Below are 22,891 nucleotides of genomic sequence, written 5' to 3'. Positions count from 1 at the left end.
TATAATTTTTTTAGTATGAACCTTCTGCAACAAGTTGAAACTTTTGTCTCAGATTTACTCAAAGATAAACTTTCTAATTCATTTACCTATCATAATTTGGATCATACGAAAGAAGTGGTCAAAGCGACTAATGAAATTTTGTCTGTCGAAAGAGTTACTGCTTTTGAAAAAGAAGCACTATTGATAGCGGCTTGGTTTCATGACACGGGGTATAGTAAAGGTTGTGTAAAACACGAATCTTCTAGTGTGTCAATTGCTACTGATTTTTTATTAGAAAAAAAACAAAGCCAGGATTTAATAGAACTAGTAGCAGCGCTGATTCAAGCAACGGTGTATCATCATGAGCCTCAAAATCTATTAGAAAAAATGATAAGAGATGCTGATTATTCCCATTTTGGACGTTCTAATTATTTGGAAACATGTGAAAAACTAAGAATGGAGTGGGAAATGACGATGAATAAAGTATATACTGATTCAGAATGGGCTAAAGAGAATGTCTATATTATGGAGGAAAGGCATCAGTATCATACCCATTATGCACTTCAAAACTGGCAGCCTGTAAAAGAGCAGAATATTAAAAGAATTAAAGAAATGATTGAAAAAGAAGCACAAATTGATGGAGAAGAAAAAAAAGTAAAAAGAGCTAAAAGCAAAAAAGGGAAACCCGATCGTGGAATCGATACTTTGTTCCGGGTAACCTTAAACAATCATACCAGACTAAGCGGAATTGCAGATAGCAAAGCAAATATTTTATTGTCTGTTAATGCTATAATTATTTCAATCGTCTTATCTTCTATAATCCCTAAACTGGATAGTCCAGGCAATGCCCATTTAATTCTTCCCACTTTTGTCTTGGTGATATTTAGCGTGGTTTCTATCATATTTGCGATATTATCAACAAGGCCTAAAGTGACTACAGGAACTTTTACCCGTGAAGATATTGAAGCACAAAAAGTAAACTTGCTCTTTTTCGGAAACTTTTACAAAATGCCTTTGGATGAATACCAATGGGCAGTCAACGAATTGATGAAAGACCAGGATTACCTCTATAATGCAATGATTAAAGATTTGTATTACCTTGGGATTGTGCTAGAGAAAAAATATAGATTATTAAGAATTACATACAATATTTTTATGATAGGTATTATCGTTTCTGTAATTGCTTTTGTAATTGCTTTTAATTCCGTTTTAGTTTAATTCGTTCAACAATTCTTGATAGGTATAATTATTAGGATGGGTTACATCCGTATTTATGACTTTTATGCGAAGGGCTTTTAGGCCTGATACTCCTTGTAATTCTTCTACGTCAAATTGTTCAATTTCGGGTTCAATTATCTTTTTGAACTGCAGGTATTGAATATATTTTAAATATTCGGCTTCTTCGTTTTGATGGGAATACACAATAGTTATTTTTTCTTTTTGGGTGATGCGTTCCGATGTGCCTTTAATGTTTGCTTTGTCAATACGTTTTTTGACAACTTCATAACGTGCATTGTAAGTTCCGTCGACATCAAATCGTTTTTCATCCATTCGAAAACGAATGGAAAGGGGAGAACTAAATACAAGAATTAAAGAGGTAACATCTAATTCATAAGGCAATAATGGTTTCAAGCGGTGGTGTTCCAATTCCATTTTGCATAGGGTTTGCAATTGCCATAGTCGTAAATTGTTGAGGTACATCATCTCAAATGGGAAGTTGGGACTAATGCTTTGGCCAATGTATAAATTATGTTCGACCCCATCTGTTTTAAAGCGTTCGAAATAATGAGGGTAATTTTGTTGCGCTTCTATTTGTTCTTTGTCTAGTACCGAAGCCATTTTTTTATTGATAATGGACATGGCTTCGTCAAATTTTCTTCGGGCGTGGTAAAATAGTGCTGTTTTTTCGTCCAAAAGGCTGAAATAATTGTCAATCAACAATTGAAGTTGTTCCTCATTTTTTGTATTGGTCAAAACAGGATGAATCTCTTTTTGAATGTATTGTTGAATTTGTTGTTCAGTATCTGCTTTGAGTTCGATTTGTAAATCCTTCAAAAAAGAATGCAATTCAAATTTCCTTTGTTTTAATAAACCTAGTTTTGAATTTGCCGTTAATTGTTCCAAAATGGTAATCAAATGATTGATTTGATTTTTTAAATCTTCTTTGACCGTTTCATTTCTATGATTGGACGAACTTTTAATATCAATTTGTCCATACAAAGGAAATACATCTTTGAAAGTTATGGCTTTGAAGATATAGTCTTTATTCGGTGTTTGAATTTGGAAATATTTTTGAGCCTCTTTTCTGAATTTCCAATACACACTGGGATGAATAGAAGTGTATTCTCTTTGGATAATAGCCTCAATCTGATTTTGTAAGTCTATGTTGTAGCGTTCAATTGTTTCAACCACGTAAGGTAATAGTAGGTCAAGGTTATTGACATTGATGCTGTTGAGTATTTTTGGTTGCGAAGACATCAGTTCGATCACTCCCAATAATTTGTCATTTTTGATCACGGGAGCGAGAATACAACTCTTGATATTTTGTTTAGACAAATGATTTGCAAATAGGGCGTTGTTAGTGGCAAAACGGTCGACATCGGATATGATAAAAGGTTTCTTTTCTTCGATCAAAGCTTGTAAGGTACAGCCAAACAAGGCATTTTTACACAATTCTGCTTCTTCCTTTTCTAAAAGGATATAACTGTTTTTTTCGGTATTGGAACTAAAAGGCGGAGTAGTGAATTTGTTTTCTTCTTCATTATATAATACAAACCCCAGTTTCAAATCAGGAATCTTGAAAATAGTTCTGAAGATGGTTTGAATTTCGTCGTCATTTTTGTTTTCTTGGGCATCGGATTTTAGTAGACTTGTTTTTAAATTGGAAATCGCACTTTCAACCGATGCGTCAAATAAGGAAACAATTCCAAACCCTTTTAAGATCCAACTATTGGCAGGGAATTTCTTTTTCCACAAATCAATGTCTTCATAGTTGTCCATCAATAAATCAATATCTTCTTGATTTAAAGTTTTGGTTGCTAGGGTGGGTAGTATTTCCATAAAGTCAGCATTGTACAAAATACGATAATGCTTTAATATTCCGTTGCCATCAGGGATGTCATAAAATAATGGTTTGTTGTAATCTAGTTTTTGCCCATAATAGTTGTTTAAAATTAAGATACAACTCATAATGTAGAGTTGGTCTTCATTGTAATCTCGAATGGTGATGTCAAAAGTGGTTCCTGCGTTTTCTAAAATGGAAGTAAAACGTTCTGTATAATTAAAAGTCAAATTTTGAAAAGGAACCGTTATGGCTTTAATTTCATTTTTTGTTAAAGCAGTAGGGAATAAATCTGAAAGCAAATTTTTGATCAGCTGCTTGTTTTCTTTAATGGTATTGTAATCTTCAATTCCTGTTCTTAGTTCGGGTACTTGCTCGATTTCCTTCAATAAAGCTTTGGCATAATTAGAACGGTAATCTATGTCTGTCAATGCAATTGCCTCTAAAGACTCAATTAATTTGTGAAATGAGATTTGAGTTTTAAAAGGGCTTTCAGTAAATATAGGATGATTCATTTTTAGTTTTCTTTAGAAAAGAGGAATAACAAAGAGTGGTTATTTTCGTTGCATGTATCAGACATAAAAGTAAAAAAAAATCTCCAATTACAGAAGTAACTGGAGATTAGAATTGTACTAGGATGGTATTTTGTTTTTGAATTAGGAAATCTATGCGATAAGTGTAATTACTTTTTTATACTAGTTTTAAGTAAATAAATTACAGGTTAAATTTATCGTAGATTTGGGATTGCTAAATTAAGCACTATAACGAATAAAATGTATATAATATCGATTAAGTACGCTTTTTTGCTTTAAAAGAAAGGTTTAACTTACGCTGTAATTAATGTTTTAAAAAAATATCCCTAACTTGATTGGTTAAGGATATTCTTGGAATGTGTTGTGAAAACTACTTATGATTTTTGCTCTTTGTTGAAATAAACAAGGTAGTAGTACATTTGTTTTTCTTCGTCCCAACCTTTTTCTACAAATTTCTCTGCACTTTCAGGATTGATGAAATCCATTTTGATTTGGATATTCGTATCTAGGTTGATGACATTTTTAATCGATTTACGCGCATCGCTAACGGCAGCATTAGCAATAGGAAAGGAGGTAACATCTTCTATACTGTATTTTTCTCCTTTGTCTACTTTGTAATTTTTAAATTCAGGAATCAAATCGGGGTTGTCAATTACTTCGTTTAAGAAGTTTGTTTCTTCAAATTGATCGTTTTTAGCAAAATAATTTACAGAGCGATTCATGAACATTACCTCTTCTTTTTTATCCTCAGCAGGGAAGACTACGTCTTTGGCAAAACCTTGGCAAAACTTCAAATATTTTTTAGTGATAAAGTTTTCGTCCTCAAAAGCATCTACAGATAGAAAGTGTTCCAGCCAATAACGCGCATCATAACGGTTGCTGTCTACAGTTAATATTTTGAATCCTTCTTCTTTTTTATGGTTAAAAATGATACAACCTTTGTCTAGTTTGTTCAAACTAATTCCTTGTTGAAGAATCATGTCCAAGTTAGTGCCTTTTTCTTCAAATTGTAAAAAGTCGGCTTGCAGCTCACTTTTGAAAATACCTATAGCGTCAACAGGAGTATTGTCAATATTTACATTTGTCAAATAAGTTACATAAACTTCACCATTCTTGATGTGGGGATGATTGGATTGTTCAAATAAGTGTTTGGTGATTTTTTTAGAACCTTCATGAATGGTGCTTGGATCGGTAAAAATTTCGCAAGCAAATTTATACATATCATTATAATCCAAATCCACTTCATGAGCAAACTGATAGTAATTCTCTTCTTTTTCTCTAAAGGGTTTTAGGAAAAACTCTTTGATTAGCGGGACAATTTCATCTGAAAGGTTGAAAGGTTGCTCCGATAAAAAAATCGCCTCATTGCGGCTTTTATTTCCTACACGGTGTATAGAAAGGGAATCGATGTGTGTGTTGAATAGGTTGATCATTTGTACAAGTTGCTGAGTTTTTTAGTTGCTAAGGAGCTAAGAAGGTGAGTTGCGTTCTTTTATTTTTTTGTTAAAAGAAACAATCATGCGCTCTACTTCACGACTATTCTCATATATGTTATTAAAAAGGTCTTCGTTTATATATGCAATGTTTTTTGCTATTTCAAGTTGTGTTTGCATTTCAAACAGTGAACCTACCGAGATGTATAAAAAACGTAAAAAATCTTTATCACTTTCTGTACCATATCCCTCGGCAATATTACTTGGAATCGAAATGGAACATCTTCTTATTTGTGAAGTCAATCCGTAGATTTCTTCTTTTGGGAAAGTGTTCGTTAATAGGTAAATTTGAGTGGTTAAGTTCATCGACTTTTGCCAAATCATAAGGTTTCTATAAGTGCTCATACTTCTTAAATTTAAGTTTAACTAAAAGTAAGAAATTCGCACTAATAAATTCTAAAAATAAACCTCAGTATCTCAGTCCCACAGAAACTTAGCCTCTCAAAAAATTAATTCCAATTCTCCTCAAACCCAAAGTCTTCAAAATTGCCGTCTCCTTCAAACATATCAAGGTCATCGTCATCGAGACCGTCTTCAAAATCATCGTAAAAATCATCGGCATTGTCAGCCTCAAAATTTTTCTCGATAGCTTCATCAGGCATTTCTCCATGCGAAAATAATGTCTCTGGATAGAAGTTACCAGCTACTGGTTCTTCAATGGCAGCAAGTTCAACTAAGAAGGTCCACATGTTGATGAAATCATAGACGTAAATGATTTTAGTGTTTTCTTCATCTAATAAATCAGACAATTTATAATCACTCATCGTTTTTTGCTCACCTGGAATATCACCTGTGTCAAAAAGTGGAATTTCATCTTCTTGGTTCCAAGTTTCATCACAAGTATAAAAAGAAGCCACTTCCATGCCATCAAATCCAAAGGCGTTGAAAATAGCATTGTGTAAGTCCTCTAATGTATCGTCTTCTAATATTGCAATGTCTCTAAAGATATCCTCTTCTGCGTCTAGAATTGCTCTGAATTTGTAAACCATAATCTTTGTTTTAATGAAAGGTCAAAGGTAAAATTAAATTTTAGAAAACTTTTTACGAATTGTGATTTGTTAATAAAATTAACTCAAGGCTAATTAATCAATTCTAGTTCTTTTGAATTAAACGTTTTCTAATACGGTGGTAATTTCGATGAAATCGATTATTAGTAGGATAGCTTCTTTTTTCGGTGACATTATTCACAATTAAAGCTACGGTAAGTAAAATTAGAGATCCAGCCAGTACAGGTGAAATTACATACCAATAGCCCAAAGTCTTAATTTTTTCGGTTCCAATGATGGCAATCAAAGCAGTAGCTCCTCCTGGAGGATGAAGCGTTTTGGTGATTTGCATCGAAATAATGGCTACTGAAACGCCTAAAGGTGCGGATAGCCAAATAGGTTCAGGTAATATTGTTTGGATGGTGACACCAATAATAGCTGAAATAACGTGTCCTCCGATTAGGTTTCGCGGTTGTGAAAACGGACTTTGGATAATTCCATAAATTAAAACACTTGAAGCTCCAAAAGAACCTATTAAATAAATTCCGTCCGAACCTGGAAAATGACTGGCATGAAAATAGGCAATGCAACCTATCCCGATAAATGAGCCTATAAAGGACCAAAATTGTTCTCTAAAGTCAATTAAGGTTTCTTTGTAGATGATGTATTTGGTTTTGCGATAGCTGCGTTTGATTTGTTCTGTTGGCATTTTATTTAGTCGTATTTAGGGATAAAACTGTAAACAGTGTACGGAAAAATGATTTTGGCGGTAGTTTGAGCGATGTAACACACCATTAAGATGGGTAGGAACAAAATATAGTTATTGGTTAGGCTCAGGGTCAAAAAGAGCGCTGTAAGCGGTGCTTGAATACTTGCACTCAATACGGATGCCATACCCAGAACCATAAAATTTAAAATAATTACATCGCTGTCAAAAAAATGATTGAAACTCAAAGCGGTAAAAAGTCCTAAAAAAGCACCTATAAATAGGCTAGGAGCAAATACGCCTCCGTCACCCCCAGAAGCCAAAGTTATCGAGGTCACAATAGGTTTTAAGAGTAAAATTGCGATTAAACTTAGTCCTAATGAAATAGTAAGTAAACTTTGATTGGTGCTGTAGATGATGGTTTTTATGGCATGATAGCCTTCGCCATACAATTGAGGGAATAACATCAGTGAAACACTCAATAATGCCGAACCTAACATGATTTTGTGAAAAGGAGTGTTTATTTTTGAAAATTGTGCTTTGACGTAAAGTACCGTTTTAGTCAAATAAACAGCATTTAGCCCAGCCAGTACTCCCAGTAAGATAAAATAAGGGATGGCTTTGAGGTGCCAAGTTTCGATACTGATGCTGAATAACGGTGGCTCATTGATTAAAAGCAATAGGGCGTATGCAGTACTTACGGCAATGCTGCAGGTTAAAATAAAGGCTTGAGAAATTTTTTTCGAAATCACTTCATAAGAGAACAATAGGCCGGCAATGGGACTGCCAAACAAGGCGGTAACTCCTGCTGCGACTCCTGCGCAAATCAGTTCCGTTTTGTATTGCCTGAAAATGTTTTTCTTTTGATGTGCTACTGAGCCAATGGTTGCCGTTGCGACCACTGTTGAAATTTCGATTCCTGTTGATCCCCCAAAAATCACAGTTAGGAAACCGTTTATAAAGTGTGAAGGAATCTTGTAAGTAGGAAGGTTTTTTCTTTTTGATTCGGTACTTTCAAAAACTTCTTTGATTCCCTTATTCTCCTTTTTTTTGAATAAATACTGTCGTAAAAAGTAGATTAAAGACAAGCCAATAAATGGGAATAGCAAGTAGAATAAGATATTAGAATTAGCTCTTTCAAAGAATATTTCTTCGTAGTATTCAGTTGTTTTTTTTAATAAAACGCCTAAAAAAGAAGAAAGAAGTCCAATTAAAAGAGAAGCTAAAGCTAGTTTTCTGGAAATGATTAAAAAGTAGTTTTTTTTGATTGTAGCCGTTTTAGTCATTGAATAACTAGGTTTTATTGATTCTTTTTAAAGGGCTACAAATTTATAAAATCAAAAAGGCATTTGTTTAATATTTAACATTTTTTATCATTTTGAGAAAAAAAGTGTTTAAAATGTTTGAAAAATAGGGTTTAAAGCTTTACAGCGGCTAATGAATTTAGAGATTGAGTTTTTTGATAACTTTGGCTGGGTTTCCTACAGCCAAGCTATTGTCGGGAATGTTTTTGGTCACTACAGAACCAGCGCCGATAACACAGCCATTGCCTATAGTGATGCCTGGACAAATAATTGCATTGCCGCCAATCCAACAATCATTACCAATGGTAATGGGGTTTGAAAATTCTACAGTCTTGCGTGCTTCGGCATCGAGTGGGTGAGCTGCGGTGTAAAGTTGTACTCCGGGGCCCAAAAGTACATTCGAACCAATGCTAACTTTTGCTCCGTCGAGCACTACACAATTGACATTGAAATAGACGTTTTCTCCACAAAAAATGTTATACCCATAGTCGCAAAAAAACGGTGGTTCGATGTATAAATTTTTGCCTGAATTTGGAATCAGTTCAGCGATGATTTCGCGTGCTTTTTTGGTTACGCGATACTCTGTAATATTTAGTCGGTGGAGTAAATTTTTTGCACGTCTTCGGTCTTTTACTAAGGTCGCATCGCCAGCTAAAAAATGTTCACCGTCGATCATTTTTTCTTTCTCTGTTTTCATAATTAAAGGTGTTTTTTCTGTAGGCTAATGTAGTCATTTTTGAAAGACTAGTTGAAGCTGTTTTTTTGAGTTTTTAGGTCATAAAGTTGTCGCTGTAAAAAGCACGGATGTGAATATTCTGAATTTTTTCAGATTGATTTTTTTTCAAATTTCAGAAGGGAGTAAAGTTGTGAGTCAAACTTTTTTTAGGGTTTCAATCAAGGAAAAAAGTTATTGATGAGATCTTGTTGGGTTGCTTTTTGGAGTTGGTAAATAGGTCTGAGGAAGCTTCTTTTTGAGTCTGAATAAGGCTTGTTTTTTAACGATTAAAAGGTTGCTTGGTTGGTGTTTTTAGAATGTGTCGTGTTGCCAATAAAAGAGTGGGTAGGAGTTTTTTATTTATTGCTAATTGAGTGTAATAAGGTGTTTTTTTAAAGCTTAAAAAATGATAAAAAAGGTAAGCTTTATAGCTGTATTATTGAAAAATTTAAACTACTTTAGCCCATTAGCTACATGGAATTGTTGTTTTGTAGTATCTTTTGAAAGTAGTGAATTAATTATTTAAGTTGAGTTTTTTAATTTACTGGTAAATAAACTATTGAATATCTTGTATAGTTTTTATCTATGTTGTTATTTTGTAAGTTTTTTAATTCTTTTTTATTTTTTAGATCGTGATCTTTGGTTGGTTTTTTTAGATTTGTTGGTGCTGACCAATTGAGGTGATATTCCTGTTTTAAACATTATTTTTTGTATTTATATTAAGTGCTTTTATTTAAAGTAAAGATTTAATATAAGTGTAGCTGATTATTGTGAGCCATAATATGATAAATATTTGAATGAAGCGTTGAGAAAAGAACTTTTTTTAGTTTAAAAAAGAGACATGTTGTGACTGCTTTGTGTCAAGTTTTAGAGTGTGTTTTTAGAAAAGGAAAAATGAGTTTGTAGTGATAATGTTTTGTTAAGTGAAATGATAGAGTCAGATATAGATTGTAAATTCGTGAAGCTTAAAAAAATAATTTGTACAACGATGAAGTATCTTTCTTTTTTAATTTTAGGTTGTTTGTTTTCTCTCCAATTGAATGCTCAAAATCCTGTCATTTTTGATAATTATGACCTTCTTGAAAAGGAAATTTTAAGCTATCAAAACACAACTTATGTAGTCAACTTTTGGGCTACTTGGTGTGCTCCTTGTGTGAAAGAATTACCTCATTTTGAAAAACTAAATTCAGAGAACAAAAAGGTTAAAGTGGTGTTGGTAAGTTTGGATTTTAAAGACCAAATTCAGGCCAGGTTATTTCCCTTTTTAAAACGAAAAAACATCCAATCCAAAGTGGTGATTTTAACAGATAAAAATTATAATAATTGGTTGGCAAAAGTGGACGAAAATTGGTCGGGATCCATACCAGCAACTTTAATAATTAAGGGTAAAAAAAAGGTATTTGCTGAACGTGATTTTGCCACCTTTGAAGAGCTCAATGAATATGTAAATTCAAATATTAACTAACACATTTATATCATGAAAATCGTATCTTCTTTAGTTTTAATGTTTACTTTTTTTATTGGCTTAGCCAATCCGGTTCATCCAACTGCTTACAAAATAGGTGATATCGCCACGGATTTTAGTTTAAAGTCTGTAGATGGTAAAATGTATAGCATGGCTGATTACAAGAGCGCTAAAGGCTTTATTATTGTTTTTACCTGTAATCATTGTCCTTTTGCTAAAAAATATGAGGACAGAATCAATGATTTAGCTAAAAAGTACAAGTCAAAAGGTTATATTTTATTAGCTATTAATCCTAATGACCCTGAAGTGCAACCACAAGATAGTTTTGAATTAATGCAGGTAAGAGCAAAAGAGAAGGGTTTTGCTTTTCCTTATCTGTTAGATGAAGGGCAGAAAATATACCCACAATACGGCGCAACTAAAACACCTCATGTGTTTTTATTAGACAAAAACAAAGTTGTAAAATACATTGGTGCAATAGATGATAATGTTGATAGTGCCGCTGATGTAAAAGAAAAGTACCTTGAGAATGCTATTGCGGCTTTAGAAAGCGGAAAAACACCTTCTCCTGAAATCACTAAAGCGATTGGTTGTTCGATTAAAGTAAAAAAATAAATTATAAATAGTTGTTTCCACTCACTTTTTGGGTTTAAAAATACTGTGACAGAGCAAAGGCATTTCGTTTTTGCTCTTTTTTTATTCAAAAATTAGTTTTTACAAGTAGTAATTTAAACAATGAAGTTTCTTCTAATAGGAATTAAAATCCCTATTAATAAAGAGTATCCAATAAAGAAAGGTACGATGAATTCTTTCCATCCCAATGGAAGCATTATGGCAATCAGTAACAATTGAAAGCCTAAACCGTATAAAGAGACTACTGTCATAAACCAATTAGGAAATGTTTTTACTTTATAGGCATTGGGATCTAAATGGTGGATGATCGTGTCGAATTTTCCGTAAACTATCTTGTAAATGTTGAACATGATGTTCACTGTCTTTTGTTTTTCTCCCGGTAAAGCTTTGGGAGCTTTGTATTCGAAAATTTTACTTGTAGCATCACCACCCATTGATTTGTGTCGTAAAATCACATAGTAGTAATTGTATAAAGTTCCTTGCAGTTGAATCGAAATAAAAGCCATAATGGTTACCCAAAATGTTGTATTGGAAACATAGCAAATGGCAGATAAAATCAAGAAGTTGAGAATAATATCAAATACGCTGTCCAGATAACGTCCTGTATAGGATGGAGTATTTTTTACTCTCGCCAGTTCACCGTCAGCAGCATCAATCAAGGATTTTAAAATGATGAAAAAAGCTGCCCAGTACAAATGGTTCTCAATAATGCAATAAACTGCTGTAATTCCTGAGAATCCAAAAAGTAGAGTAATGTCAATAGGAGTGAATCCTGTGTTTTTTAAAGAGTTCGCTAACCATCGACCAAATGGTCTTCCGTAGTCAGATAAATCGAGGAATTGGTCTTGTGCGGTTAGTTTTGACATTTTTGCGTAGAAACAAAGAAATGTGACAATATAGTCTCTTGTAAATTTAAGGAATTGTTAGTAAATAAAAGAATTATAGATTAAGGATTTCGGAATTAGGATTTATTTGTATGCATATTTGTAATTCTATTTCATACCCTCATAATTTCTAACCTCTAACTCATAACCTCCCAACCTTATTTAGAAAGCCTATGTAGTGTATACGTCATCGTAGCCAGTAAAAAGAAAGCGTTAATTTGATGCGCGAGCCCTAGCCATAAAGGGACAGAAAGTAATAATGTAAATACGCCTAAAGCAAATTGTACCAGTACCAAGAATAGTAAACCATTAATTCCTTTCTTTTGTTCTTGTAGTAATAAGTTCTTTTTACTTTTGATAAATAACCATGCTATAAGAGCTACCACAACATAAGCAAGTATTCGGTGTACAAACTGAACGCCACTTTTTCCTTCGGTAAGATTCAATAACAATGTTTTTTGTTCAATAAAAACACTATCATGAATAAATTGTCCGTCGCTCATCAATGGCCAGTGATTGTGAATTAATCCCGCGTTTAATCCCGCAACAAAACCACCGTAGATGATTTGAAGTAATAAGAAAGCCAGTGCATAACGAGCAATTTTTTGCAGTCCTTCTTCAGCAGGTTTGCGATGTGGATAAATCAAATCGAGTGCTACCCATAAAGTATAAGCAAAGGTAATAAAGGCAAATGTAAGATGTAAAGACAGTCTAAAATGGCTCACATCAGGATTGTCAATTAGGCCACTTTTTACCATAAACCAACCCAAAAATCCTTGAAATCCACCCATGAAAAGTAAAACAAAGCATTTTTTAATCGTGGCACGGTCTAATTGCTTTTTGATTAAGAAATATACAAATGGTACAATGAAAACTAGCCCAATAATACGACCGATAAAACGGTGAAACCACTCCCAAAAGTAGATGAATTTGTAGTCAGCTAGCTGAAAATCATTATGAATGTTGATTTTTTGGTATTCTGGGAATTTCTTGTATTCTTCAAAAGCGGCGTTCCATTTTTCTTCGGTCAAGGGAGGGAAGGTGTCTGTAACCAAATGCCAATCGGTCATGGACAAACCTGAGTTGGTCAAGCGAGTGATACCCCCTACGGTAACCATTAAAAATAAAAGAAAACATCCTGTAAGTAACCAGTAGATCACTGATTTATTTGCTTTATTCATTTTAAACTTAAATTATAAACCATTAAGGAGTTAAGTTTATTTAGACTTAATGATTCTTAATGTCTTAATGGTTGGTTTTATTCAAACAATTGTTTTGCTAATTATAACGATACCCTTCTATTTTATTGCTTTCAATCCCATTTTTTCGGCCCTTTTCAGCACAAAGTTATAGGCTGCTTGATATTCATTGGGGATTTCTCCTTCCAGAATTGCTTCTTTAACTGCTTCTTTCAGGGTGCCAATTTCTCTCGAGGGTTTCAGGTCAAAAATCTCCATGATTTGCTCTCCAGTAATCGGTGGCTGAAAATTCCGAATAGAGTCTTTTTCCTCCACTTCGATAATTTTTTGACGTACTATTACAAAATTATTATGGTATTTTTTGAACTTATTTGGGTTTTTGGTAGTGATGTCGGCTTCACAAAGTGTCATTAAATCTTCCACATCTTCACCCGCATCAAAAACCAATCTTCGCACCGCCGAATCGGTCACAATATCTTGCGAAAGGACAATAGGACGTGAACTCATCACTACCATCTTTTGAACAAATTTCATTTTTTGATTCAAAGGCATGTGCAAACGCTCAAAGATTTTTTTGACCATTTTACCGCCTAAAAATTCATGACCGTGAAAGGTCCAGCCTTGTTTTTTGTTGAACTTTTTAGTGGGTGCTTTCCCAATATCGTGTAATAAAGCCGCCCAGCGTAGCCAAACATCCTCTGTATTTGGACAAATATTATCGACTACTTCTAGTGAGTGGTAAAAATTGTTTTTATGGGTTTGTCCTTCAATTTCCTCTACATTATTCAAAGCTGTTAATTCGGGCAAAATAATATCTAAGAGTCCTGTTTGGTATAGCAATAAAAAACCTATAGACGGTTTGTCTGTCAAAAGGATTTTGTTCAATTCATCTACAATGCGTTCACCTGAGATGATTTTGATGCGATCTTTGTTTTTAGAAATAGCTTTTAGTGAAGTCGCTTCAATCTCAAACCCCAACTGAGTCGCAAACCGAATCGCACGCATCATACGCAACGGATCATCAGAGTAAGTAATGTCAGGGTCTAAAGGTGTTTTGATAGTTTTGGATTCCAAAGCAGCAACTCCTTCAAAAGGGTCGACCAATTCTCCATAATTGCTTTCGTTCAACGAAAATGCCAAGGCGTTAATTGTAAAATCTCGGCGTTCTTGGTCGTCTTGCAAGGTCCCGATTTCCACTTTTGGGTTCCTACTTTCGGTTTGGTAGCTTTCTTTTCGAGCACCTACAAACTCAATATCCGTGTCTTTATAACGCAACATCGCTGTGCCATAATTTTTGAAAACCTGTACCTTAGGCTTGTTTGGCAACAGTTCCGACACCTTTAAAGCCAACTCGATACCGCTGCCCACGGCAACAATATCAATATCTTTTTTCAAAGGGCGCTCCAGCAAATAATCGCGTACAAAACCGCCAATGACATAACTGTCAATTTGCAGTTCAGCACTTGCTTGTGCGACAATTTTAAATATAGGATTCTCTAATGCTTTGCTATAATTCATTATTTGTGTTATCTCATTTCAATTCATTCCGACTGGGGAGGAATCATATCCTGTATTTCAAGTTTGTTGTTTTGAAATTGTTCAGGTAATTACTATAAAATCTGTATTGATTTGCTTTATGTGATTCCTCATAGTTCTGAATGACATATTAACTACATATTTTGTATGTAAAAATACTATTTACGTATTACCTTAACTTGCGCATCATTCGTTAACTTAATAATCGTTGATGGTTTGCCCGACACCTTGTCTTTATTTAAATTCACGACATAATCCACGCCGTTAATAATTGCAGGACTAATTTCCTTAAAATTTTTAGGGGTAGGTTGTCCTGAAATATTCGCGGAGGTCGATACCAATGGTTTTTTCATTCGCTCCATTAGTTTGAAGCAAAACGGTTCTTTCACAAGTCTAATTCCGAGTGTTTTATCAGGAGCAATGATGTTTGGAGCCACATTTCGTGGGTTGTCTAAAATCAAAGTGGTTGGGTTTTCAGATAAATCTAGAATTTGCCAAGCCACCTCAGGGATTTCTTTAAATACATTGTACAGCATTTTTTCACCATTCATCAAACATATCATCGATTGCGTTTCGGTGCGTTGCTTCAGTTTGTATATTTTGGCAATAGCCTCTGCATTAGTAGCATCACAACCTATTCCCCAAACTGTATCAGTAGGGTAAAGAATGATTCCACCTTCCTTAATCACCTCAAAAGCCTTGTGTATTTCCTGATTGATATCCATCTTTCCGTTTTAAGTGGTGCAAAGATATTTATTTGTTCCCATTTAGCGGGCATCCAAGCAGGTTTAAAAATCTATTTTAACGACATTTTATAGAATGTTCGCACTGGTAGAAAAATTATTTGGGCATTCCTTATTATATCTGTAGGATGATTTGAATCATTGATGTTGAAATGTGTAGCGAATCCCTAAAATTTGCTCGCCAAAAAAAACTACCTTGACTTTATATTCTGTTCACACAAAGCAATAATTTCTTGTATTCTCGCTATTCTTGTGGCTTCACGTTTGGCTTGGTTGAGCCAGTAGAGATAACTTTTTCGGTAAGAAGGAGCAAAGGCTTGGTAATTGTTAAAAGCCGTTGGGTTTTCAGCAAATGCTTTTTCTAAATCAAAGGGAATAAGATGCGCTTCAACAGCAACTAGTGATTCCCAAGAGCCATTCTCTTTGGCTCTTTGGATTGATGCGTAGCCACTTTCGTGGATAAGATTATTTTTTTCGAGTTGGATGAGGTAGGATTTATTGAGTTTACTCCACACGCTTTTGGGTTTTCTAGGACTGAACTTCTGACGGCGTTTGTCTTCGTCTATTTTCTTGACCGTAGAATCAATCCAACCAAAACAAAGTGCCACTTGTACTGCTTCTTCCCAGCGCATGCTTTCGTGTTCGCTGGCCACTCTGTAAAAAATCAAATATACTCCATCAGAAATGGCGTGATTGGTATCTAACCATTCACGCCATTCGGTACTGTTTTTAAAATAGAGTTCTAAAAGTTCTTTCAAAACGATATTAATTAATTGAAGGATAGTGTGACAAACGACATATTGTTAATATTGTTTGATAATCGCTGTACAAGCCACACGTCCACCAGCATCACCTGTAGGCTGCGTTTTAAAATCATCTGTTCCTTGGTGAACGATAATGGCGTGGTCTAAAATATCTTTGGTAGGGTCTCCAGATCCAATATTCCATTCGTCTGTTGAGAACTTAATGGAGCCATGACCATTTTTATCAGCAGTAAAATTCCCAATATCTCCTTTATGGTATTGTCCTACTCCCCATTTTCCGTGGTTTTTAAAAGTGGGATTCCAATGACCTCCTGTCGAAGTTCCATCTGGAGCGGAACAATCCGATTTTTCGTGAATGTGTATGGCATGAACCCCAGGTGTTAAACCTGTAAAATGAGCCTCAAGAGTTACTTTTCCGTCTTTTTCTATAAAGGTTGCTGTTCCAGCCACATTGCTATTGCTTTTGGCTTCAAAGGTCAAATTTAGTTTTTTGTCATTCGAATAAAGCGATTTACAACCAAGGAATACTATGGCCAACAAAGCGAAAGAAAGAATCAGTTTTTTCATTGTAAAAGTTTTTAAATTTTGATAAAGTTAGCCATTTTCGAACAAAAAACCGCTCTAATAACAAAATTAGAACGGTTTTTTAACATTTATAATTTAACCAAAAATTATATAACCAATATTAGAAACAATATTGATTTTCGTTAATCAGCTTTGTGGCAATTGTATGTCTCAAGGCTACAATATTAGGCATATTAGTATATTTTGTAAAACGTTTTAAACCCATTAAAAGCATGCGTTGTTCATCGCCTTCGGCAAACGAAATAATACTTTCTTTACCTCTTAAAGCTACAATGTCAACTGCTTTATACAAGTACAATTGTGCCATAGCAATTTGTTCTTTTACTTTGTCGGCTCCTTCTTTTTTGGCCATTTTTTCTGTTCTCAAAATGGTGCTTTCTGCCATATATACTTCAATCAAGATATCGGCGGCAGCCATTAATAATTGTTGGTGCGAATCCAAATCGGGGCCGTATTTTTGAACAGCACTACCAGCAACCATTAGGAATACTTTTTTCAATTTGGCAATCATTTCCTTTTCTTCTGAAAATAATTCAGAGTAGTCAGGAGCATCAAATGATGGAATTCCCATTAGTTCTTCAGCAACTTTGGAAGCGGGACCTAATAAATCTACATGGCCTTTCATTGCTTTTTTTACTAACATTCCTACTGAAAGCATGCGGTTGATTTCGTTAGTACCTTCGTAAATACGGGCAATACGTGCATCACGCCAAGCAGATTCCATTGGGGTATCCTCCGAAAATCCCATTCCACCAAAAATTTGGATTCCTTCATCAGAGCAATTTTGTATGTCCTCAGAAACAGCCACTTTTAAAATCGAACATTCAATAGCATATTCTTCCACTCCTTTTAGTTCTGCTTCTTGGTGAGAGACACCTTCAGCTTCGCGAGCGGCAATACGATCTTCAATATCTTTTGCAGCTCTGTAGGTGGCACTTTCTCCTGCGTAGCATGAGGTAGCTATCTCTGCTAATTTATACCGAATGGCTCCGAATTTAGAAATAGGAGTGTTAAACTGTTCTCTTTCATTCGAATATTTTACTGAGCCTGAAATGACTCTACGTTGGGCATCGAGGCAAGCAGCCGCTAATTTGATACGTCCAACATTCAGTGCATTCATAGCAATTTTAAAACCATTTCCTCTTTCGGACAACATATTTTCAATAGGAACGATTGTGTCATTAAAGAAGACTTGACGGGTAGAAGAGGAGCGAATACCTAATTTATGCTCTTCTTCATTCATCGTGATTCCATTTGCAGGATCATTTTCGACAATAAAACCAGTAATGTTTTTATCATCTTCTATTCGGGCAAAAAGGATAAAGAGTTGACAAAATCCTGCATTGGAAATCCACATTTTTTGTCCTGTAATTTTGTAATGAGTTCCGTCCTCAGAAAGTACGGCTTTTGTTTTACCAGAGTTGGCATCTGACCCAGCGCTAGGTTCCGTTAAGCAATATGCGCCAAACCATTCTCCAGAGGCTAGTTTAGGAACGTATTTTTGTTTTTGTTCTTCAGTACCGTAAAGTGTAATAGGCATGGTTCCAATTCCTGTATGTGCTCCAAAAGCAGTAGAAAACGAACCTGTAGCTCCAGAAATATAATCACAAACCAAAACCGTATTGACAAAAGACATTCCCATTCCGCCATAAGCTTCGGGTACAGAAATACTCAAGAAACCTAGATCTCCAGCTTTTTTCATACATTCTTCGGTATAGGCATAGTCTTTTTGTTCAAAACGGGATTTGTGTGCCCATAATTCTTTGTCAACAAATTCTTTAACGGTGTCCCGCATCATGATTTGTTCTTCGTTAAAATCTTCTGGCGTGAAAATAGATTCACATTTGGTTTCTTTGACAATAAATTGTCCTCCTCTGGTTATGTTGTCCATGGTTCATCCCCCTATCCCCGAAGGGGTAATCCTACTGGGGGTAGTAGGGTTTATGTTATAAAATTATTTCTAGTTTTCGTTCTTGTTCCCCTTCGGGGGATACGGCATTACAACAACTCATAAATCCCTGCTGCACCTTGACCTGTTCCTACGCACATGGTAACCATTCCGTATTTACTGCCACGTCGTTTCATTTCGTCAAATAATTGTACCGAAAGTTTGGCTCCAGTGCACCCTAATGGATGTCCAAGCGCAATTGCGCCTCCATTAACATTGACAATGTCAGGGTTTAGTCCTAGTTCTCGAATTACCGCCAAAGACTGTGAAGCAAATGCTTCATTTAATTCGATCAAATCAATATCTTTTTGTTGTAATCCTGCTTGTTTCAAGGCTTTTGGGATGGCTTTTACAGGTCCAATTCCCATAATTCTTGGCTCAACACCTGCAGAGGCATAACTAACTAATCGTGCTATAGGTTCCAGTTTTAGTTCTTTGACCATTTCTTCGCTCATGATTAATACAAAGGCAGCTCCATCGCTCATCTGAGAAGATGTTCCGGCGGTTACGGTACCATCAGCAGCAAAAACAGGTCTCAATCTGGCTAATGCTTCTAGGGAAGTATCGGCTCTTGGTCCTTCGTCTTGAGTAACGGTGTATGATTTTGTTTCTTTTTTACCATTTGAGTTAATGAAGGTTTGGTCCACGGTGATAGGAACGATTTGCTTGTCAAATTTTCCTTCAGCCTGGGCTTTTAGAGCTTTTTGATGAGAGTTGTAAGCAAATAGGTCTTGGTCTTCTCTTGAAACATTGAATTGTTTGGCAACTGCTTCGGCTGTTAATCCCATTCCCCAGTAGTAATCCTCGTTTCCTGCTTTAGCAACAGCATAATCGGGAGTTGGTTTGTAACCTCCCATGGGGATATAACTCATGCTTTCGGCACCGCCTGCAATAATGCAATCTGCCATTCCTGATTGGATTTTGGCTGTAGCCATTCCAATAGTTTCGATTCCTGAGGCACAATATCGGTTGACCGTAACTCCTGGAACTTCTTCAATTTTTAATCCCATCAAGGAAATTAAACGAGCCACGTTCAATCCTTGTTCTGCTTCTGGCATGGCGTTTCCTACCATGACATCGTCAATACGGGTTTTGTCGAAATCAGGCAACTCATTCATCATGTACTGAATGGTTTCTGCTGCCAGTTCATCTGGTCTTTTGAATCGGAACAAACCTTTTGGAGCTTTTCCAACGGCTGTTCGGTATGCTTTTACGATATAGGCTGTTTTCATTGATGATTTTTTTGAGTAGTATTTTTTTGGTACACAGATTAGGAAAATCTGAGATTTTTGAGTTTAAATCAGTGTTCTAAAAATAGTTCTACATTAATGTTTTTATATTAATTACGCAACGGTTTCCCCGTTTTCAACATATGCTGAATGCGTTCCAATGTTTTTCTTTCGGTACAAAGAGAAAGAAAAGCTTCTCTTTCTAAATCCAATAGATATTGTTCGCTTACCAATGTCGCCTCGGATAAATCACCACCGGCCATTACATAAGCGAGTTTGTTTGCGATTTTTTTATCGTGTTCAGAGATATAACTTCCGGCTACCATTTGATCGGTTCCTACTAAGAACATTCCGAGTGCCTGTTTGCCTAAAACTTTTACATCGGTACGACGAATCGGTTGAGTATAGCCTGCTTCTGCCATTAATAAAGCATGCTTTTTGGCTTCAGCAATTTGGCGGTCTTTATTGACTACGATGATATCTTTTCCTTTTTGCAAAAGCCCTGTGTCAAAAGCCTCGTATCCTGAGGTCGAAACTTTTGCCATGGCGATGGTTAAAAAATATTCTTGTAAAACATTCAGTTCCACATCATTTTTGTGAAACAAATCAGAAGCACGCAATGCCATTTCTTTGGAACCGCCACCGCCAGGGAGAACCCCAACTCCAAATTCGACTAATCCCATGTAGGTTTCGGCTGCAGCTATTACTTTATCGGCGTGTAAGCTCATCTCACAACCGCCTCCAAAGGTCATTCCATGTGGTGCCACTATGACTGGGATACTCGAATAACGTACTCTCATCATGGTGTCTTGGAACATTTTTATAGCCATGTTCAGTTCATCGTATTCCTGTTCAACGGCCATCATAAAGATCATTCCGATATTGGCACCCACAGAGAAATTAGCAGCTTGGTTACCTATTACTAATCCTTCGTATTCTTTTTCAGCTAAATCAATTCCTTTATTAATGGCTTGTAGTACGTCACCTCCAATGGTATTCATTTTCGATTGGAATTCCAGATTTAAAATGCCGTCTCCCAAATCTTGTATGATTGCCCCGCTGTTACTCCATACTTTTTTACTTTCGCGTATATTGTTCAGGATGATAAAAGCATCTTGTCCTGGTATTTTTTCTTGAGATTTTTTTGGGAGGTCGTAATAATAAGTAGCTCCGTCTTTGATAGTATAAAAACTTTTGCTTCCGGCTGATATCATTTCATTTACCCAAGCGGCAGGTTCAAGACCTTCGGCTTTCATAATTTCAATTCCTTTTTCAACTCCAATAGCGTCCCAAATTTCAAAGGGACCATTTTCCCAACCAAAACCCGCTTTCATAGCATCGTCAATTTTAAATAGTTCGTTTGAAATTTCAGGAACACGATTAGAGACATAGGCAAAAAGGGCGGAAAAACTTTTTCGATAAAATTCTCCAGCTTTAACAGTTCCTTTTACAAGGACTTTGAAGCGATTTATAGGTTTGTCAATTGTTTTTGTAAGTTCAAGAGTGGCAAAAGAGGCTTTTTTAGCAGCTCTGTATTCTAAAGTATTCAGGTCTAAAGTTAGAATCTCTTTTCCTTCTTTTTTATAAAATCCTTGTCCAGTTTTACTGCCAAACCACTTGTTTGCTACCATTTTATTGATAAAATCGGGTAGTTTAAATAATTCGTGTTGTTCATCATCAGGGCAATTCTCATAGATTCCGTTGGCAACATGTACTAAAGTGTCCAAACCAACAACATCTACTGTTCTAAAAGTAGCCGATTTGGGACGGCCAATTACGGGACCTGTTAGTTTGTCTATTTCTTCTACGGTTAAATCCATTTCTTTGACCAAATGAAACAAACTCTGAATTCCGAAAATCCCGATTCGGTTTCCAATGAAAGCTGGAGTGTCTTTGGCTACTACGGAAGTTTTTCCTAAAAATTTTTCTCCGTATCCCGTGAGGAAATCTAAAACCTCCGAAGATGTTTGAGGTCCAGGAATAATTTCGAATAACTTTAGATAACGCGCAGGGTTAAAAAAGTGAGTACCACAGAAGTGTTTTTGAAAATCTTCAGTACGACCTTCACTCATAAAATGAATTGGAATTCCAGAAGTGTTCGAAGTTACTAATGTACCCGGTTTTCTATGTTCTTCAATTTGGTCGAAAACCAATTTCTTGATGTCTAATCGTTCTACAACCACCTCAATAATCCAATCGACTTGAGCAATTTTATGCATGTCATCTGTCGTATTTCCAGTTGTAATTCGGCTAGCAAATTTTTGACTGTAAATAGGGGACGGTTTGGATTTCAATGCGTTTGCCAAATGTTCATTGACTACACGATTGCGTACCAAAGGCGATTCTAGCGTCAGTCCTTTTTTGGTTTCACTTTCAGTAAGTTCTCTCGGAATGATGTCTAGTAGTAAGACTTCGACACCAATGTTGGCAAAATGGCAAGCAATGCCAGAACCCATTATTCCTGATCCTATTACTGCAACTTTTTTAATTGTGCGTTTCATTTTCAGTTTTTTCGGTTTGATTAAAAATAGTTTTATTCTGAATTAGTTCGTTTATCGTTTCAGCTACTTCCATAAAATGCTGTAGTTTTTCAGCTGGAATATGTTGCTTGACAGTATCATTAAATTTCATAACATTTTCCCTTGAGATAGCTCGGTTTTTTCTTCCTTCATCCGTCAAATAGATAAGTACACCACGACCATCTTCAGGATTTTTTTTTCGTATTATCAAGCCTTTCTCTTCCATAGATTTTAGGGTTCGTGTTAGACTTGTGGCTTCCATTCCCATTTTAGGTCCCAAGGCTGTTGAAGGAGTGCCTTTTTCTTTGTCCATTGATAACAGTGCAAAGCCTGTGGCCATTGTTCCTCCGTATTTTAAGGCTTCTTCATTGTACATCCTAGAAATGGCTTGCCAAGTAGCTCTAAGAATGTAATCGATCGTTTTTTCTTTCATGAGAATAGTAAGTCTTTCTCAAATATAAGAAAAAAATATTATGCGTGCATAATAAAATACTATTATTTTTTTGTTAAAAATGGAGACTAATGGAATGATCTCAACTTTTCAAATATTCAACTCAATTTAAGTTTGAGTGGTTTTTAATGTTTTATGCTTTTTGTTTAAGGATTGTA

Annotated in this window: 20 protein-coding genes; 3 read left to right on the top strand and 17 right to left on the bottom strand. The window is 35.4% G+C overall.

Going from position 1 to position 22,891, the window contains the following annotated elements; all coding sequences use genetic code 11:
• Window positions 1-15 precede the first annotated feature (15 nt).
• Complete coding sequence (locus ACNH59_RS00190) at window positions 16-1,197, top strand: Pycsar system effector family protein (protein WP_418263453.1); 1,182 nt, start codon at window positions 16-18, stop codon at window positions 1,195-1,197.
• Here the strand turns inward: ACNH59_RS00190 and ACNH59_RS00185 are convergent.
• The 7 genes from ACNH59_RS00185 to ACNH59_RS00155 form a co-directional block, all read right to left on the bottom strand.
• Entirely contained in the window at window positions 1,189-3,555 is a 2,367-nt protein-coding gene (locus ACNH59_RS00185) for a GAF domain-containing protein (protein ID WP_418263452.1), read from the bottom strand. The two genes, ACNH59_RS00190 and ACNH59_RS00185, sit on opposite strands and share 9 nt — an antisense overlap.
• 392 nt (window positions 3,556-3,947) lie before the next feature.
• Complete coding sequence (locus ACNH59_RS00180) at window positions 3,948-5,006, bottom strand: nucleoid-associated protein (protein WP_418263451.1); 1,059 nt, start codon at window positions 5,004-5,006, stop codon at window positions 3,948-3,950.
• Between the two features lie 36 nt (window positions 5,007-5,042).
• The gene (locus ACNH59_RS00175) at window positions 5,043-5,411 is read right to left on the bottom strand and encodes a four helix bundle protein (RefSeq protein WP_418263450.1); all 369 of its coding nucleotides are present in this window, start codon (window positions 5,409-5,411) and stop codon (window positions 5,043-5,045) included.
• Window positions 5,412-5,515: 104 nt separating this feature from the next.
• On the bottom strand, window positions 5,516-6,055 hold the full coding sequence (locus tag ACNH59_RS00170; protein WP_418263449.1) for an IS1096 element passenger TnpR family protein: 540 nt from the start codon (window positions 6,053-6,055) through the stop codon (window positions 5,516-5,518).
• A 103-nt stretch (window positions 6,056-6,158) separates the two neighbouring features.
• Window positions 6,159-6,761: an HPP family protein gene (locus tag ACNH59_RS00165; RefSeq protein ID WP_418263448.1), complete on the bottom strand. Its 603-nt coding sequence runs from the start codon at window positions 6,759-6,761 to the stop codon at window positions 6,159-6,161.
• Between the two features lie 5 nt (window positions 6,762-6,766).
• On the bottom strand, window positions 6,767-8,044 hold the full coding sequence (locus tag ACNH59_RS00160) for a chloride channel protein (RefSeq protein WP_418263447.1): 1,278 nt from the start codon (window positions 8,042-8,044) through the stop codon (window positions 6,767-6,769).
• 157 nt (window positions 8,045-8,201) lie between these two features.
• Window positions 8,202-8,759 (bottom strand): sugar O-acetyltransferase, encoded by a 558-nt coding sequence (locus ACNH59_RS00155; protein WP_418263446.1) that lies wholly within the window; start codon window positions 8,757-8,759, stop codon window positions 8,202-8,204.
• Window positions 8,760-9,765: 1,006 nt separating this feature from the next.
• Between ACNH59_RS00155 and ACNH59_RS00150 the strand changes: the two genes are divergently transcribed.
• Both ACNH59_RS00150 and ACNH59_RS00145 read left to right on the top strand, forming a co-directional pair.
• Window positions 9,766-10,242 (top strand): TlpA disulfide reductase family protein, encoded by a 477-nt coding sequence (locus ACNH59_RS00150; protein ID WP_418263445.1) that lies wholly within the window; start codon window positions 9,766-9,768, stop codon window positions 10,240-10,242.
• A 12-nt stretch (window positions 10,243-10,254) separates the two neighbouring features.
• Entirely contained in the window at window positions 10,255-10,857 is a 603-nt protein-coding gene (locus ACNH59_RS00145) for a thioredoxin family protein (protein ID WP_418263444.1), read from the top strand.
• A 113-nt stretch (window positions 10,858-10,970) separates the two neighbouring features.
• Here ACNH59_RS00145 and ACNH59_RS00140 read toward each other — a convergent pair whose 3' ends face one another.
• The 10 genes from ACNH59_RS00140 to ACNH59_RS00095 form a co-directional block, all read right to left on the bottom strand.
• Window positions 10,971-11,741, bottom strand: coding sequence for a CDP-alcohol phosphatidyltransferase family protein (locus ACNH59_RS00140; protein ID WP_418263443.1), 771 nt, complete (start codon window positions 11,739-11,741; stop codon window positions 10,971-10,973).
• Between the two features lie 176 nt (window positions 11,742-11,917).
• Complete coding sequence (locus ACNH59_RS00135) at window positions 11,918-12,940, bottom strand: COX15/CtaA family protein (protein ID WP_418263442.1); 1,023 nt, start codon at window positions 12,938-12,940, stop codon at window positions 11,918-11,920.
• 117 nt (window positions 12,941-13,057) lie between these two features.
• Window positions 13,058-14,476, bottom strand: coding sequence for a CCA tRNA nucleotidyltransferase (locus tag ACNH59_RS00130; protein WP_418263441.1), 1,419 nt, complete (start codon window positions 14,474-14,476; stop codon window positions 13,058-13,060).
• 176 nt (window positions 14,477-14,652) lie between these two features.
• The gene (locus ACNH59_RS00125; RefSeq protein ID WP_418263440.1) at window positions 14,653-15,219 is read right to left on the bottom strand and encodes an L-threonylcarbamoyladenylate synthase; all 567 of its coding nucleotides are present in this window, start codon (window positions 15,217-15,219) and stop codon (window positions 14,653-14,655) included.
• Between the two features lie 209 nt (window positions 15,220-15,428).
• Entirely contained in the window at window positions 15,429-15,995 is a 567-nt protein-coding gene (locus ACNH59_RS00120) for a YdeI/OmpD-associated family protein (protein WP_418263439.1), read from the bottom strand.
• A 45-nt stretch (window positions 15,996-16,040) separates the two neighbouring features.
• Complete coding sequence (locus ACNH59_RS00115) at window positions 16,041-16,568, bottom strand: superoxide dismutase family protein (protein WP_418263438.1); 528 nt, start codon at window positions 16,566-16,568, stop codon at window positions 16,041-16,043.
• A 118-nt stretch (window positions 16,569-16,686) separates the two neighbouring features.
• The gene (locus tag ACNH59_RS00110) at window positions 16,687-18,477 is read right to left on the bottom strand and encodes an acyl-CoA dehydrogenase family protein (RefSeq protein ID WP_418263437.1); all 1,791 of its coding nucleotides are present in this window, start codon (window positions 18,475-18,477) and stop codon (window positions 16,687-16,689) included.
• Between the two features lie 107 nt (window positions 18,478-18,584).
• Complete coding sequence (locus ACNH59_RS00105; RefSeq protein WP_418263436.1) at window positions 18,585-19,766, bottom strand: acetyl-CoA C-acyltransferase; 1,182 nt, start codon at window positions 19,764-19,766, stop codon at window positions 18,585-18,587.
• A 107-nt stretch (window positions 19,767-19,873) separates the two neighbouring features.
• A complete protein-coding gene (locus ACNH59_RS00100) occupies window positions 19,874-22,264 on the bottom strand; it encodes a 3-hydroxyacyl-CoA dehydrogenase NAD-binding domain-containing protein (RefSeq protein ID WP_418263435.1) in 2,391 nt (796 codons plus the stop codon).
• Window positions 22,248-22,715 (bottom strand): MarR family winged helix-turn-helix transcriptional regulator, encoded by a 468-nt coding sequence (locus tag ACNH59_RS00095; protein WP_418263434.1) that lies wholly within the window; start codon window positions 22,713-22,715, stop codon window positions 22,248-22,250. Before ACNH59_RS00095 ends, ACNH59_RS00100 begins: the two co-directional genes overlap by 17 nt.
• Between the last annotated feature and the right edge of the window lie 176 nt (window positions 22,716-22,891).

The organism is Flavobacterium faecale, assembly GCF_048320115.1.
In the GTDB taxonomy this organism is placed as follows: Bacteria; Bacteroidota; Bacteroidia; order Flavobacteriales; family Flavobacteriaceae; genus Flavobacterium; species Flavobacterium faecale_A.
This window is presented reverse-complemented; position numbering and strand designations above follow the sequence as displayed.